Raw genomic sequence first — 14525 nt, 5'->3', positions numbered from 1 at the left:
TAAGAAAAGCCCCACAATCATTAGACTTCTTGTCTAACAATTGTAGGGCACTTCAAGTTGAGGGTCTCTTTTTAATGGTCCTAGTGACTGCCGCCGCTAGTGGTGGTCGTCGTTGTCGTTGTGGTGGTATTTCCTTGCGTGGTTGTTTCTGACGACGTTGTGGTATTAGCAGCGTTACTGTCCGATTGTTGTTGTGTTTGACTGGAAGAGGCTTCAGACGCCTGGCTGGCGCTGCTGGCCGCTTCAGACGCTGATGAAGCACTGCTACTAACACTGCTGTTGGCGCTACTAGAACTACTGTCAGTCGACGTTAAACCGGAACTGGCAATTTTACTTTCAAGCGATGTTTTGCTACTGCTATGCTTGGTGGAACTGGCCACAGTTGTCGGTTGTGTCCCGCGAATGAAAAGCTCTCGGGTATAACTGGAACCGCTGGCTGCAATCTTTGCTGGACTCGAGCCCTTTAAGATATTTTCTGCAATAACGCTACTAGGCTTCGTCCAATTTAAATTATTCGCATTTGTCGTTTGATAAGCGTAGGACATTAAGGATTGGTAGATCAAGCCAGCAATCCGCTGATCATTGGCATCTAAGCCATTTTTTTCAGGTTGATCGTAGCCAGTCCAAACGGAAATGGCATAATTACGGGTGTAACCGGTGAACCAAGAATCTTTAGATTCATTACTGTTAATATTGCTATTGTTGCTCAGCTCATCATCAGAGTAGTTCGTCGTCCCCGTTTTACCAGCTTGATATAACCCACTAATGGCAGCTTGGGTCCCAGTCCCAGTTTTAATCACATCTTTCAACATATCGGTGATCATATAGGCGGTGGACTTCTTCATGGCCCGCTTACCAGAAGCATTGTAATTAATACTGGTGCCATCTGGCTTGGTAACTTTATGAATGACATAAGGTTGATAATAAGTCCCGCCATTGGCAAAGGCACTGTAGGCAGCGGCTTCTTGTAAGCTGGAGACATCGGCGCCAATTGCATTGGAAAGGGTTAACGTCTTGTCGAATGAAATTCCTAAGCCGTTTACAAATTGTGTGGCTCTGGAGATACCAACTTTGTTAAGGGTTTTAACGGCTGGAATATTCCGTGATTGGGCAAGTGCAGTGCGCATTGAAATTTTACCAAGATACTTAAAGTCCCAATCGTTTAGCTGAACGTTAGTGCCTGGATAAGTGTAGGCGGAATCGTTCATTTGGTGATAGGTTGAATAATTTAAGTATTCGATCGCTGGGCCATAGTCGAGCATTGGTTTCATGGTTGACCCATTGCTTCGGGTGGTTTGTACGGCACGGTTAAGTCCTAATTGGACGTTGGATTTACGCCCACCGATCATCGCCATGACTTTACCATTATTAACGTTGGTCATGGTGACCCCAGTTTGCATGGTGTTGTCAGGGAAGCTCACGTAATTGTTAGTATTAACAATGTCATACAGCCGCTTTTGCAATTTCAAGTTTAAGTTCGTGTAGATCTTTAATCCAGCTGTATAAGGATTTAAGCCGGTTTTTTTCTTCACTTCACTAATGACTTGACTGACATAAGCATCGATCGTTGGGTCATTGGTGTTTGTGCTATTCGTCGTTTGTTTCTTTAAGCCAGTGGTGATCGGTGTGGCCTCAGCTTGCTGTGCTTGGCTGGCACTGATTTTTTTATTGGTGACCATGGCTTGTAAAACAGTATCGCGCCGTTCTTTTGCAGCGGAAAGGTTAACGTAAGGATCATAACTGCTAGGTGCTTGTGGCATCCCAGCAATCAAAGCTAATTGTGGTAAAGAAAGTTGGTTCAAAGATTTACCATAATAATACTTGGCTGCGGTGCCCATTCCGTAAACACCGTTGGATAGGTAAACCTTATTCATGTAAAACTCAAGAATCTGTTCTTTAGAATAGGTACGATCAACTTTTAATGCCAACCAAGCTTCTTGCGCTTTACGTTTGATTGTTTGATCGGAGGCCTTTGTGGAGAACACGGAAAGCTTGATCAACTGTTGGGTCAGGGTACTCCCACCTTGTAAACCGGAACTGCCGCGAACATTGGCGAACAAAGCGCCTACGATCCGAACGGGGTCGATCCCAATATTGGTGTAGAACCGGCGATCTTCAATGGAAACCACGGCGTCTTTTAATTGTTGTGGAATTTGTGATTCCGTGACGCTGGTACGATTTTCCAGGCCTAAAGTTTTGATCTCTGTTCCTTGACTATCATAAATAATCGAGGCTGCTTGGCTAGAAAGTTTGGCGGTGGTTACCTTTGGTGCACTCATTGCGTAGTAAGTAAATAAGCCACCACCTAATACCAATAGGGCAACAAACACTGCCAGTAAAATGCCGATCACCCGCCGAATGGGATGATGCCCTTTAGGGGGTTGGTTGTCACGATTACGTGCGACACGCGAATTTTGATTATTGCTTGCCATAATGAACTCCTTTTTGTGATTCAGAGTAGTGAATCAATTGATCCACTGCTGTGAGGTAAGGGATGCGTGGATTCAAACCATAATGCACCTCGAAGCCTTCGACTTCAATAGTGTGTAACGGAATTGATTTAGCACCCGCTTTTGCTTGTGCATCCCAGGCCCGAATTAATGGGGTCGCAGGATAAACGAAAAGTCGCTCTAACGTGACAAATCGCATAATGACGAAACAAATGCCATTTTGTTTGAGACAATGACGTAAATGCTCAATTTGATGCTGGTGAAAATTCTTTAAAGGAAAGCTTGTTTTATTTTTTGTTTCCTTAGCTTCGAAATCTAAATAATAACCTGCATACACGCCATTATAATCGGTTGTAGACGCCTGACGAAAATAGGCCTCTTTGATCACCGCAGCGCTACGCCGCGGATAATCGACTTTAACAATTTGAATCGGAATCGGTTTTTTATAAATCACGGCCAGGTCATGCGCTAAATAAAATTGATTACTCTCATTGATCTCTTCTTCTAGCGACATACCACGATTGTCAAACCGCACCTGTTGGACTTTTGCTCGTTTGTGCCCATTTGGATCGGACGGGCGCGAATAAGGCTGTCCATTTGGATAATGAAAAGGCATCGCAATCACACTCCTAGGATTATATTATAGCAAATAACGCCGCTGCGTGCTTAAGGGCCTGAAGCATCGGTATTTAGTGGCGACTACCTTTTGAAAAACAGGCGCGTTGATACCTTGTTGACACCTAATTTACGAGTGAGCCTGCTAATGTTTTAAAAATGCGTTAAATTGTTGTTTATTTTTAAAAATCAAAACGCAATTAGCGCCTATCAGTTTTTAAGATGAGCGCCGTGACCGATGGTTGATGGCATGTGTACCTCCGATAGAGGCTGATCAAATTTCAAGTACACTTCATCAAACTAGTGCAGTTTGAGCTGTTAAATGACATTGTTTTAAACGTGTTGGCCGAAATGAATTTATATTCACTAATATAGCGTATTATGTAGGTCACTCACCGGACGAAACGTATATTATTTGGAATAAATGTTATTTTCATTCATTAAAACGCCGCTGTGATTAAAAAAACACGGCGTTTACCGTGTTTCGTCAAGCTATTTAGCTTTAAAAAGACCGCCAGGGGCGTTAGCACCTAGTATGTCAGCAGGCGCTTTATCGAGATTACAATAATAGTCTTGCTCATCCTCAAGAATGATCTCTGCAAAGGGATGTGTGGTATCAATGCCAAATTTAGCTTGTAGTTGCTCGAGGGCAACAGCCGCTGCTTTTTGAGACCCAAAAACACTTGGGTCTGCAAAGGCGTCACCAGTTGCATAAAGTGTAATAAAGGTATTGGGTGCTGTTGCGTTAAACCATAATTTTGGATCAGTCCATTTTTCAACATTGCGTTGGTCGGTTGCGCTTAAATTGACCATGGTCCGTGCAATATTAAAATAACCAGGGTTCCACAATGTTTCTTGCCATTGATTCAATTCAGGAATCGTCATTTTTCCCATTTCAATCACCTCGTTAATAATATATAGTGTTTAGACTGAAAAAACCATGTTATTCTCGGATTTAAGTCATGATTTGGTAACAGTAGCGGTTGTTGTCGTTAAAGGTTGCGCTGAGCAAATGATAAGTGCTTAAGTTGCTGTTTTTTTAAACAGCGTTTACTTTTTTAAGAAATCCCGATATAATCGAGTTTATGCAATATGGGTTGAATCGTGTAAAAATAGCTTATTCGTCACCACCTAACAGACAGGTGGTTTAAGGAGGTGACAGCATGCGTGTATGGGTCAGTGGCTACCGCAGTTATGAATTAGGTGTTTTTGGTACTGAATCAACAAAATTAAAAATTCTTAAAAAAGCATTGTCCGAAAATCTGGTACAATTATTAGATGAAGGGATGGATTGGTTGATTACCGGGGCCCAGTTAGGCACCGAGCAGTGGGCAATCAGTGTTGCCCATACGTTACAGTCAACTTATCCAGCGTTACAGACGGCTGTCATGTTGCCATTCAGTGACTGCGGTAAAAATTGGAATGAAGCCAATCAAACGGCTTTGGCCTTGGTTCGAAGTCAAGCAACGTTTAGTGCAGCGATTACTGAGCGACCTTATCATTCCGTCCAGCAATTACGACAATATCAACAATTTATGCTGACGCATACAGATCGCGCATTATTTATTTATGATTCACAGGCGCCTGGAAAAGTGCAGTATGATATTCGGGCAATTGAGCAATGGCAGACGCAACACGACTATCCGTTACGTCTGATCGATTTTGATGATTTACAAGAAACAGCAAATAATTTAGCTGCCGAGCAAGAAAATGGTTTGCAAGCAGATTAAAATCTGCTATACTAATTAAAGTCATGTTAACGACAGCGTGCAATGAGGTGTACATGAATGGAAAATCTTAATTTAACAACGCAGGACATCTTGAATAAGGAATTTAAGACGAAAATGCGCGGTTACGATCCAACCGAAGTAGACGAATATTTGGATCAAATCATCAAAGACTACAGCGCTTATGCTGATGAAATTGATCGCTTAACCAGCGACAATCAACGTTTACGCTCAAAGAATGATGAGCTGCAAAAGCAAGTAACCGTTAATAAGGATGTCCAGAGTGCACAGCCAAATCCAACGGTAACCAACTTCGATATTTTGAAGCGCTTATCTAATTTGGAACGGCATGTTTTTGGCGCTAAGTTAGATGATGCCGGATCAAATGGTCCACGGCGGTTAAATAATTAATTCAGTTTATAATGGTGTAAGTTTCGGGTAATCGCGGTTAACTTTTGTTAGCTGAGGAAAGTCCATGCCCGCACAGACTGCGATGTCTGTAGTGTTCGTGCTTAGCCCAATAAGCTAAGGTACCGGTGACGGTAACGGCGATGTAAGGACCTAAGGGGTAACCTATGGTGTGATGCATCTGAAAGTGCCACAGTGACGATCTTGTTTGGAAACAAGCAAGTTGGAACGGGTAAACCCCGCGAGCGAGTAACCCAAACTTTTGGTAGGGGCGTCCCACGTAAGGAATTGAACGACGCGTGAGAGCAGTTTCGGCTGCAGATAGATGATTACCCTCATTAGTATTGTTCCTGAGAGTATTAATGAGACAAAACATGGCTTACAGAGGCTTACACGTTATCAGGGAACCCTCCTTTACGGAGGGTTTTTTATTTAAAAATAATTTTAATTTAACTTTTAAACATTAAAAAGGATTGAGGTAAAAAAATGACATATCCGTTGTTTGCAACAGCGGCCAGTGGCTTAGAGGCTGTTGTCGCTAAAGAACTAAAACACATGGGATTTGAAACACAAACCGAATTAGGCCGAGTGCGATTTGAAGGTGATTTACCAGAAATCGTAAAGACCAACTTATGGTTACGTGCGGCGGATCGGGTGAAGATCATTATTGGTGAGTTTGATGTTTACGATTTTGACAGTTTGTTTGAACAGGTAAAAGCACTGCCATGGGACCAATATTTACCGCTTGATGCCGCTTTCCCAGTAGCCGGGCGTTCGGTAAAGTCCAAACTGTTCAGTGTGTCAGATGTCCAACGTTTAACGAAAAAGGCCATTGTCGATAAGATGAGTAACGTCTATCATCGCCAAACGCGTTTGCCAGAAACAGGCGGTTTATATCCGCTAGAAATCAGCATTTTAAAAAACCATGCCATTGTGAGTTTGGATACCAGTGGTAGCAGTCTGTTTAAACGGGGCTATCGTTTAGAAAAAGGGGACGCACCATTAAAAGAAAATATGGCTGCAGCTTTGGTTGAATTAACGAATTGGCATGCAGATATGCCGTTTTTAGATCCTGTTTGCGGTTCTGGTACCATTCCAATTGAAGCGGCAATGATTGGTTTAAACCGTGCCCCTGGTTATCAGCGCCATTTTGCGTTTGAAGATTGGCTATGGTTTGATCCTGCTATTTTGGCCCAGGCTAAAGAAGAAGCGGACGATGTGCAAGAAGTTGCTCAAAAGTTAACCATTTTAGCCAGCGATATTGATGGCAGCATGATCGATATTGCCAAGTTAAATGCGCATCAAGCAGGGGTCCTGCACCAAATCCAATTTAAACAAGTTGCAATCAAAGATTTTAGAACGGAATTAAAACATGGGGTATTGGTGGCTAATCCGCCTTATGGGGAACGGTTAAGTGATCAAACAGCGGTGCGTGATTTGTATCGTCAAATGGGGCAAGCCTTTGGGCAGATGACCACTTGGAGCCAATATTATTTGACCAGTGACTTAGGTTTTGAAAAAGCCTTCGGGAAAAAATCAACAAAGCGGCGTAAACTTTATAACGGTGCGCTGCGGACGGACTTATTCCAATACTGGGCCAATAAGCATTAATCGACACAACGAGAATCGGCGCAAGCTGGTTCTTTTTTTTAAGCACAGTACTATACTACTTAAGATAAATAAAGTTATGTCTACTAAAAATATGCCAACAAAATAGTTGTTAACCGCCAATTAACAGCATTCAAAGTCAACAACGGAAATTAAATACAAAAAAGCAACACAAAATGCTTTACTTACCAAAAGTAAGCTGGTATGCTAATTTCAACAACTACAAGGGGTGCTTAAATATGCAAACAAACTTTATTGATTTATTAAAAAATCGCCGCTCAATCTATGCTTTAGGTAAAAACGTCACAGCGACTGAAACTGAGCTGAATCAACTGATCATTGATGCCATTAAAGAAACACCGACTGCTTTTAATTCACAAACAACACGTGCTGTGATTTTATATGGTGCCAAGCATGATCAATTGTGGGATCTTGTGGTGGAACGTCTTCGCTCAGAAGTACCTAATGAAGCGGCTTATGAAAAAACCAAGCAAAAAATTGCCAGTTTTAAAGCAGCCTATGGCACCATTTTATTCTTAACGGATACAGCAACTGTTCATCAATTGGAAAATGATTTTGCATTATACGCTGCTAACTTTGCGGATTGGGCTGAGCAAGCACAAGGAAGTGCTCAAAACTCTGTTTGGACGGCCTTAGCTGAAAATGAAATCGGCGCAAGCTTGCAACATTACAACCCATTGATCGATGAAGCTGTTCAAAAGGCCTTTGATTTACCAGCAGGTTGGACCTTACGCGCGCAAATGCCATTTGGCTCAATTGATGCACCAGCCGGTGAAAAAGAATACATGGCAGATGACCAACGTTTTAAAATTTTAAAATAAACCAAAAATAGTCACCGGCGACTTGCCGATGACTATTTTTTTGTGGATAATTGATTAAATAAAGCGGTTTGTGCCAGTTCATGTGGTTTGCGATTTGCATGATCGGAACGCCATTCATGTAAGACTAATGGCAATTGTGCTTCTAAGGCCAGTATGCGGTCCACTTGTGGTTGGTAATGCTTGGCGTAACCTTTTTCCAAGCTGGTGATCACAATTCGACTGTCGCTTTGCAGACAAACTGTTTGTGTTGTCCAGCCACGGGCAATCAGCGTTTCAAAACCAAATTGGACGGCTGCAAATTCGGCCTCATGGTTCGTACTCACCGGCAAAGGCGTGTATAATTGAAGGTAATGTGCGTCACCGTGAATGACGATGCCAGCGCCACTTGGACCAGGATTGCCTTTTGTGGCAGCATCTGTGGCAAGATATAACATAATTAAAACTCCTTTAGGTTGAGGTGATCACGATTAAAAAGCAACAACAGTTTTTTTATCAGCCAGATTCTTATACCAGTATCATAACGTGGTCCTGGTTATTTGTCATTTTATTAATGGGTGTGGTGGTTTGGCTGGAATTCACTCATTTTCAGTGGATCAGTGGTGTTCTTTTTTTGATAGCCGTTATTTTAGCGGGAATCAATCTTTTGCGCCGTCGGGTTCAACTAACAACGACGGCCATTATTTTTAAGGGTGTGCGCCCACGGCAACAACGTGCGCTGACATTCGACCAATTAGCGGCGGTCTACACCAAGCCACACCAATTAAATTTTCAATTAACAACCGGGGAATCATTTCAGATTTTGATTCGCACACGCGCGCAATTACAACTGGTGCATGGGTTAAATACACAAAAAATCAAGATAACCGGAATGCTTCATTGATTAAATTTGATATTGTTCGGGTTTCACGTGATAAATTTGGTTTAAATCAGATTAAATATCGGGTATACTGAAACTAGTTTCAGAAAATCAAGCACTGTACTGGAAGGCCGTTTTCCAGTCAATACCTAAGGGGGAGTTTTATCGTGTCAGATATTGAAATTGCACAAGCAAATGAGCAAAAGGAAATGCAACCCATTACGACCATTGCAGCTAAAGTTGGTTTGCAAGAACAAGATATTGAGCGCTATGGCGATTATAAAGCTAAAATCAAATTAACTGCTTTTGAGAATCAGCCATTACCCGCTGACCATAAATTAATTTTAGTCACGTCGATCAATCCAACACCTGCTGGTGAGGGAAAATCGACTGTGACCATTGGATTAGGTGACGCTTTAAATAAATTAGGCGCCCAAACCATGATTGCGTTACGCGAACCATCATTAGGCCCAGTAATGGGTATGAAAGGCGGCGCCACTGGTGGCGGGTATGCGCAAGTTGTCCCAATGGAAGACATTAACTTACATTTTACCGGTGATATGCACGCCTTAACTTGTGCCAACAATACCTTGGCTGCTTTGATCGATAATCACATTCATCAAGGCAACGCGTTAAACATCGACCAACGACGGATCAGTTGGAAACGGACTTTGGATATTAATGACCGTGCATTACGGCACACGGTGATTGGGTTGGGTGGCCCATTCCAAGGTATTCCACGTGAAGATGGCTTTAACATTACGGTTGCCAGTGAATTAATGGCGATTTTATGTTTGGCAACAAACATTCATGATTTAAAAGCGCGGATTGCCAAAATCTTGATCGGGTACACGTATGATCGTCAACCAGTAACGGTCGGGGACTTAAAGGTCCAAGGTGCCATTGCCATGCTATTGAAAGATGCCTTAAAACCCAATTTGGTTCAAACCTTAGAACATACACCTACCTTGATCCATGGTGGCCCATTTGCGAATATTGCGCATGGCTGTAACAGTATTTTGGCGACAACAGCTGCTTTGAAATTGGCGAAATATACCATTACAGAATGTGGTTTTGGGGCTGACTTAGGTGCTGAAAAGTTCTTAGATATTAAAACGCCAAAATTAGGCAAACATCCAGATGCTGTTGTGATCGTCGCAACGGTACGGGCATTGAAGTATAATGGTGGGGTTGCATTAGCAGATCTGAAGACTGAAAATATCGCAGCCTTAGAACAGGGCTTCGCCAACTTAAAGCGCCACATTGAAAATATGCAGCGTTATGGCTTACCGGTTACCGTTGCAATCAATGCTTTTACGGCCGATACGCCAGCTGAAATTCAGCGTTTACAAGCCCTTTGTGCCGAATTAGGAGTTCAAGCTGTAAACACTGAAGTTTGGGAAAAAGGTAGCGAAGGTGGCAAGGCGTTAGGCGAAGCCGTTTTGGCTAGCCTGACGGCACCCGTTGATTTTAAACCACTTTATGAGCCAGAAACCACATTAACTGAAAAAATCGCGATCATTGCCCAACAAATTTATGGGGCCAAAGACGTGGTTTATGAAACGAAAGCGAAAAAGCAATTAAAGACCTTTGCTACGAATGGTTGGGATAAAATGCCAGTTTGTATGGCCAAAACACAGTACTCCTTTAGCGATGATCCAAAGGCTTTAGGTGCACCAACTGGTTTCACATTACACATTCGTGAATTTACGCCTGACTTAGGGGCTGGTTTTATTGTGGCATTAACCGGCAATGTGCTGACCATGCCAGGATTACCAAAGCAACCAGCAGCGTTACGGATGGATATTGCTGATGACGGTACGATTACAGGCCTCTTTTAATGGCGACGATTTTGCCGGCAAACTTATTACGACGAGCTGAGCAGCAATTAACCGGTGAGCTTGAAGGTGTGGTTCCCGGCAATGGCAGCTTAACCCCACGTTTTATTCTAGTCGGTGAAGCCCCTGGTGAAACAGAAGTGACTTCAAAAAAGCCATTTACAGGTCGTGCTGGCAAAGAGCTTGATCAGTCCCTGGCCACATTAGGGGTGACACGGCAGGAAATCTACATTACCAGCGCCTTGCACAGCCGTCCTTATCGAGTGGTGACGAAGCTGTCAAAACGGACGCAACAGACTTATACCAAAAAAGATAATCGTCCACCAAATCAGCGGGAATTAAAGCGCCAAGCTTTTTTGCTGGATTTTGAATTGGCTCACTTGCCGTGTGATTTGATCATGACGATTGGCAATGTTGGGTTACAACGCTTATTAGGTTCGGATAAAAAAGTAGGGCAGTTACATGGCCAACTTTTATCAGGCCCGGTTCGTTGCTGGTCTGAAACAGCGCAAACTTATCAGTTAACAACAAAACAATTTCGGGTGTTTCCAACATTTCACCCAGCCGCGGTGTTTTATAACCGCAAACTGGCAGCCGAATTGGCGGCCGATTTACAACAATTTAAAAGGTTACTCGTAGATGAGGGGAATTAATGTTGATTTATTGGATTATTGCCTTGGCCATTGTGATCATTGACCAACTGGTTAAACATTGGGTGACGATCGCAGTTGCCTTGGATCAAGCCCAGATTGTGGTGCCTGGTGTTCTGTCGTTGGCAAACATTCACAATGATGGCGCTGCTTGGAGCACTTTAGCCGGGCAACAATGGCTGTTAAGCTCGATCAGCGCCATTGCCGTGATCGTTATCGGTTATTTGCTGGTGAAGCGGCCTAAAAATGCACCGATCCAAGGTTGGGGACTCGCCTTTATGTTAGCTGGCGCGGCCGGAAATTTAATTGATCGTTTGCGTTTGGGTTATGTTGTCGACATGTTCCAATTAGAATTTGTTAATTTTCCAATTTTTAACGTTGCTGATAGTGCCTTGACGATTGGTGTTTTATTGATCTTTATTCAATTATTACGGGAGGAAACTGCACACAAATGACCGAAGTCTTAAATTTAACAATTACGACCGAAACCGGCCGTCTGGATAAAGTGCTAGCTGGTGCTTTTCCTACCCACACACGTTCTCAGTTGCAACAATGGCTAAAAGCCGATTTGGTAACCGTTAATCGAGCGCCGGCGAAAGCCAAATATAAGGTGCAACCGGATGATCAGATTCAAATTCAGGTTCCAGCGCCGGTGCCATTAGATTTAAAACCGCAAAACATCCCATTAGACATTGTCTACGAAGATGATGATGTGATCGTGGTGAATAAGCCACAAGGCATGGTGGTCCATCCAGCACCAGGACATTCAGATGGTACACTGGTCAATGCTTTATTGGCGCATGGTCCGTTATCCAGTATTAATGGGGTCATTCGCCCTGGTATTGTCCATCGAATTGATAAGGATACATCAGGTCTGTTAATGGTCGCTAAAAATGACTTGGCGCATCAGTCCTTAGCAGCACAATTAAAAGCTAAAACCACGATTCGCGAATACATTGCGTTGGTCCATGGCGTGATTGAAGAAGAAAAGGGCACCATTGATGCGCCATTAGGGCGTTCAAAAAATGATCGCAAAAAACAGGCCGTGCTCGAAGGCGGTCGACATGCCGTGACCCATTTCCAAGTGTTGGAACGTTTTACGAATTATACGCTGGTCAAGTGTATTTTAGAAACTGGGCGTACCCATCAAATTCGGGTGCACATGAAATACATTGGCCATCCAGTTGCAGGGGATCCCCTTTATGGTCCTAAGAAAACGTTAAAAGGTGCTGGCCAATTTTTACACGCTAAGAAATTAGGCTTTAAGCAACCAACCACAGGAGAATTGTTGATTTTTGAAGCACCTTTACCAGCCATTTTTCAAAAAACACTGGTAGCATTGTCGCCGTTAAATGGTGAACCAAAAAAATAATACAATTCCCAAAATAATCTTGACAGAACGCCCGGAATTCAGTATGATGAAAACAATCAAATAAACGAAATCCTTTAAATTAGTCCCGTGAGACTAAGAAGGAACTATCGCACTGAAAGACTCAGTGTATGCAACTCGACGATAGCGCCTCTTACCTCACGGTAAGAGGCTTTTTTATTGCAAAGCGGGGGTTAACATGTCAGCAAAAGAAGTCATTGATAGCGTCACAATGAAACGGGCACTCACACGAATGACATATGAGATCATTGAACGAAACAAAGGGCTGGACGACATTGTATTAGTCGGTATTAAAACCCGAGGCATTTATTTAGCAAAGCGCATTGCAAAACGGATGGCACAATTAGAACAAGTCACTGTGCCAGTTGGGGAACTCGACATCACCCTTTATCGTGATGATGTTCATCGTTCCGGTAAATCGGAACCGACTGTTAACGGCTCCGATTTACCTGTTTCAATTACTGATAAACACGTTGTCTTAGTTGATGACGTTTTATTCACAGGTCGTACCACACGGGCTGCCTTAGATGCATTAATGGAAATCGGTCGACCAAAACAGATCTCACTTGCTGTTTTAGTTGATCGGGGCCATCGAGAATTACCAATTCGCGCCGACTTTGTTGGGAAAAACATTCCAACTTCACGGGAAGAACAAATCGAAGTTTCCGTAGAAGAGATTGACCAACATGACGGGATCGCGATTGAAAAAATCGAATAATCCCAAACGATTTAATTGTCTCCAGAGAGAGCAAAATGGTATTTGGTTTAGACGTTATTTAGATAACGCTAAAGCACCTCATTTGCTCTCAATCAGTAAATGAGGTGCTTTTTTTAACCTGAAGGGAAGTTTAGTCATGCAAGAGAAAAGACATGTCGTGCTTGATATTCACGACAAACCGCAGCCACTTGAATGGTTCGGCCTATCACTCCAACATTTATTCGCCATGTTCGGTTCAACCGTTTTAGTACCGATCTTAGTCGGATTGAACCCAGGAATCGCCTTATTAAGTTCCGGGGTCGGCACACTGGTTTATATCCTCGTGACAAAAGCGAAGATTCCAGCTTACTTAGGCTCAAGTTTTGCCTTCATTGTGGCCATGCAGGCCTTGATGAAAACGGATGGTTATCCAGCAATCGCACAAGGGACGATTTCAGTCGGGGTCGTTTACCTGATCGTCGCTTACATCATCAGCCGTATCGGTTCTGACTGGATCGATAAAGTCTTACCGCCAATTGTGGTGGGGCCGGTGGTCATGGTGATCGGCTTATCTTTAGCCGGTAGCGCCGCACAAAACGCCATGATGAACAACAATCATTATGATTTAAAGTTCTTCATTGTCGCATTGGTCACCTTGGGCTTAACGGTTTGCTTCAACATGTTTCTCAAAGGTTTTATCAGCTTGATTCCGATTTTACTGGGGATCGTCGGCGGCTACATTGTCGCAGTACTGTTCGGCATTGTCGACTTCTCAACTGTCTTGAGCGCCCATTGGTTCGCCTTACCAGCTTTTGAAATTCCATTTGTTAGCTATCATCCCAAATTATATTGGGGCGCCATTCTTGGCATGGCACCCATTGCTTTCGTCACCATGACAGAACACATGGGTCACGTCATGGTCTTAAACAAACTAACCGGCCGGCACTTCTTCCAGGATCCAGGGTTACATCGCACCTTAAGTGGTGACGGCTTAGCCTCAATTATTGCCGGTTTCATCGGCGGACCGCCTGTCACCAGTTACGGTGAAAATATTGGGGTCTTAGCCATTACAAAGGTCCACAGCGTCTTCGTTTTAGGTGGCGCAGCCGTTTTAGCCATTGTCTTCGGCTTTGTCGGTAAAATCAGTGCTTTGATCATGAGTATTCCAAGTCCAGTTATCGGCGGCATTAGCTTTCTACTCTTTGGGGTCATTGCAGCCAACGGTTTACGGATCTTGATTGATAATAAAGTTGATTTTGATAAGAAACGCAACTTAATGATTGCCTCAACCATTCTCGTCATCGGGATTGGCGGCGCCTACTTACAGCTCGGTAACTTTCAACTAACCGGTGTTGCTTTAGCAACAATACTCGGCATTGTCTTAAACTTAATTTTGCCACAACAAGCTTTAAATGAACGCACACAAGAAAACGGGGGCCACTAA

At 43.2% G+C, this 14525-nt stretch carries 15 protein-coding genes and 1 other RNA gene; 12 read left to right on the top strand and 4 right to left on the bottom strand.

Annotated elements, in window-relative coordinates; genetic code table 11:
• Positions 1–80: 80 nt before the first annotated feature.
• From FC07_RS11715 to FC07_RS11705, 3 genes are all read right to left on the bottom strand, one after another.
• Positions 81–2432, bottom strand: a complete 2352-nt coding sequence (locus tag FC07_RS11715) for a PBP1A family penicillin-binding protein (protein ID WP_057905287.1) — start codon at positions 2430–2432, stop codon at positions 81–83.
• Positions 2419–3066: a Holliday junction resolvase RecU gene (gene recU / locus FC07_RS11710; RefSeq protein WP_057905286.1), complete on the bottom strand. Its 648-nt coding sequence runs from the start codon at positions 3064–3066 to the stop codon at positions 2419–2421. The genes FC07_RS11715 and recU overlap by 14 nt, the downstream gene beginning before the upstream one ends.
• A 491-nt stretch (positions 3067–3557) precedes the next feature.
• On the bottom strand, positions 3558–3959 hold the full coding sequence (locus FC07_RS11705) for a hypothetical protein (RefSeq protein ID WP_057905285.1): 402 nt from the start codon (positions 3957–3959) through the stop codon (positions 3558–3560).
• Between the two features lie 269 nt (positions 3960–4228).
• On the opposite strand from FC07_RS11705, the gene FC07_RS11700 reads away from it, so the two are divergent.
• The 5 genes from FC07_RS11700 (at position 4229) to FC07_RS11685 (ending at position 7650) form a co-directional block, all read left to right on the top strand.
• Positions 4229–4795, top strand: a complete 567-nt coding sequence (locus FC07_RS11700) for an SLOG family protein (RefSeq protein WP_057905284.1) — start codon at positions 4229–4231, stop codon at positions 4793–4795.
• A 57-nt stretch (positions 4796–4852) separates the two neighbouring features.
• Entirely contained in the window at positions 4853–5203 is a 351-nt protein-coding gene (gene gpsB / locus FC07_RS11695) for a cell division regulator GpsB (protein ID WP_057905283.1), read from the top strand.
• A gap of 19 nt (positions 5204–5222) precedes the next feature.
• Positions 5223–5587: RNase P RNA component class B (gene rnpB, locus FC07_RS15685), an RNA gene on the top strand.
• 99 nt (positions 5588–5686) lie between these two features.
• Complete coding sequence (locus tag FC07_RS11690; protein ID WP_057905282.1) at positions 5687–6811, top strand: THUMP domain-containing class I SAM-dependent RNA methyltransferase; 1125 nt, start codon at positions 5687–5689, stop codon at positions 6809–6811.
• A gap of 236 nt (positions 6812–7047) precedes the next feature.
• Positions 7048–7650, top strand: coding sequence for a nitroreductase family protein (locus FC07_RS11685; protein ID WP_057905281.1), 603 nt, complete (start codon positions 7048–7050; stop codon positions 7648–7650).
• A gap of 32 nt (positions 7651–7682) precedes the next feature.
• Here the strand turns inward: FC07_RS11685 and FC07_RS11680 are convergent, their stop codons facing one another.
• On the bottom strand, positions 7683–8084 hold the full coding sequence (locus tag FC07_RS11680; protein WP_057905280.1) for a ribonuclease HI family protein: 402 nt from the start codon (positions 8082–8084) through the stop codon (positions 7683–7685).
• A gap of 23 nt (positions 8085–8107) precedes the next feature.
• On the opposite strand from FC07_RS11680, the gene FC07_RS11675 reads away from it, so the two are divergent.
• The 7 genes from FC07_RS11675 to FC07_RS11645 all read left to right on the top strand — a co-directional run bounded on the left by FC07_RS11675 (position 8108) and on the right by FC07_RS11645 (position 14525).
• A complete protein-coding gene (locus FC07_RS11675) occupies positions 8108–8530 on the top strand; it encodes an EbsA family protein (protein ID WP_057905279.1) in 423 nt (140 codons plus the stop codon).
• Between the two features lie 143 nt (positions 8531–8673).
• Positions 8674–10347, top strand: coding sequence for a formate--tetrahydrofolate ligase (locus FC07_RS11670; RefSeq protein WP_057905278.1), 1674 nt, complete (start codon positions 8674–8676; stop codon positions 10345–10347).
• Entirely contained in the window at positions 10347–10997 is a 651-nt protein-coding gene (locus FC07_RS11665; RefSeq protein ID WP_057905277.1) for a uracil-DNA glycosylase, read from the top strand. Before FC07_RS11670 ends, FC07_RS11665 begins: the two co-directional genes overlap by 1 nt.
• Positions 10997–11449, top strand: a complete 453-nt coding sequence (gene lspA / locus FC07_RS11660) for a signal peptidase II (protein ID WP_057905276.1) — start codon at positions 10997–10999, stop codon at positions 11447–11449. The genes FC07_RS11665 and lspA overlap by 1 nt, the downstream gene beginning before the upstream one ends.
• Positions 11446–12366: an RluA family pseudouridine synthase gene (locus tag FC07_RS11655; RefSeq protein ID WP_057905275.1), complete on the top strand. Its 921-nt coding sequence runs from the start codon at positions 11446–11448 to the stop codon at positions 12364–12366. Before lspA ends, FC07_RS11655 begins: the two co-directional genes overlap by 4 nt.
• Before the next feature lie 196 nt (positions 12367–12562).
• Complete coding sequence (gene pyrR / locus FC07_RS11650) at positions 12563–13102, top strand: bifunctional pyr operon transcriptional regulator/uracil phosphoribosyltransferase PyrR (RefSeq protein WP_057905274.1); 540 nt, start codon at positions 12563–12565, stop codon at positions 13100–13102.
• A gap of 136 nt (positions 13103–13238) precedes the next feature.
• Positions 13239–14525 carry a solute carrier family 23 protein gene (locus tag FC07_RS11645; RefSeq protein ID WP_057905273.1) on the top strand — a complete coding sequence of 429 codons (1287 nt, stop codon included), beginning with the start codon at positions 13239–13241 and terminating at the stop codon, positions 14523–14525.

Source organism: Loigolactobacillus bifermentans DSM 20003 (genome assembly GCF_001434575.1).
Taxonomy (GTDB): domain Bacteria; phylum Bacillota; class Bacilli; order Lactobacillales; family Lactobacillaceae; genus Loigolactobacillus; species Loigolactobacillus bifermentans.
Note: the sequence above shows the minus strand (reverse complement) of the source record. Positions and strands in the feature narration are given on the sequence as shown.

What these genes read in the sequence shown, in the direction of transcription:
- FC07_RS11705 (WP_057905285.1), bottom strand. Translation starts at nt 3,959, where the DNA reads ATGGGAAAAATGACGATTCCTGAATTGAATCAATGGCAAGAAACATTG.
- FC07_RS11680 (WP_057905280.1), bottom strand. Translation starts at nt 8,084, where the DNA reads ATGTTATATCTTGCCACAGATGCTGCCACAAAAGGCAATCCTGGTCCA.
- FC07_RS11700 (WP_057905284.1), top strand. Translation starts at nt 4,229, where the DNA reads ATGCGTGTATGGGTCAGTGGCTACCGCAGTTATGAATTAGGTGTTTTT.
- recU (WP_057905286.1), bottom strand. Translation starts at nt 3,066, where the DNA reads ATGCCTTTTCATTATCCAAATGGACAGCCTTATTCGCGCCCGTCCGAT.
- FC07_RS11645 (WP_057905273.1), top strand. Translation starts at nt 13,239, where the DNA reads ATGCAAGAGAAAAGACATGTCGTGCTTGATATTCACGACAAACCGCAG.
- pyrR (WP_057905274.1), top strand. Translation starts at nt 12,563, where the DNA reads ATGTCAGCAAAAGAAGTCATTGATAGCGTCACAATGAAACGGGCACTC.
- FC07_RS11655 (WP_057905275.1), top strand. Translation starts at nt 11,446, where the DNA reads ATGACCGAAGTCTTAAATTTAACAATTACGACCGAAACCGGCCGTCTG.
- FC07_RS11690 (WP_057905282.1), top strand. Translation starts at nt 5,687, where the DNA reads ATGACATATCCGTTGTTTGCAACAGCGGCCAGTGGCTTAGAGGCTGTT.
- FC07_RS11685 (WP_057905281.1), top strand. Translation starts at nt 7,048, where the DNA reads ATGCAAACAAACTTTATTGATTTATTAAAAAATCGCCGCTCAATCTAT.
- lspA (WP_057905276.1), top strand. Translation starts at nt 10,997, where the DNA reads ATGTTGATTTATTGGATTATTGCCTTGGCCATTGTGATCATTGACCAA.
- FC07_RS11715 (WP_057905287.1), bottom strand. Translation starts at nt 2,432, where the DNA reads ATGGCAAGCAATAATCAAAATTCGCGTGTCGCACGTAATCGTGACAAC.
- FC07_RS11665 (WP_057905277.1), top strand. Translation starts at nt 10,347, where the DNA reads ATGGCGACGATTTTGCCGGCAAACTTATTACGACGAGCTGAGCAGCAA.
- gpsB (WP_057905283.1), top strand. Translation starts at nt 4,853, where the DNA reads ATGGAAAATCTTAATTTAACAACGCAGGACATCTTGAATAAGGAATTT.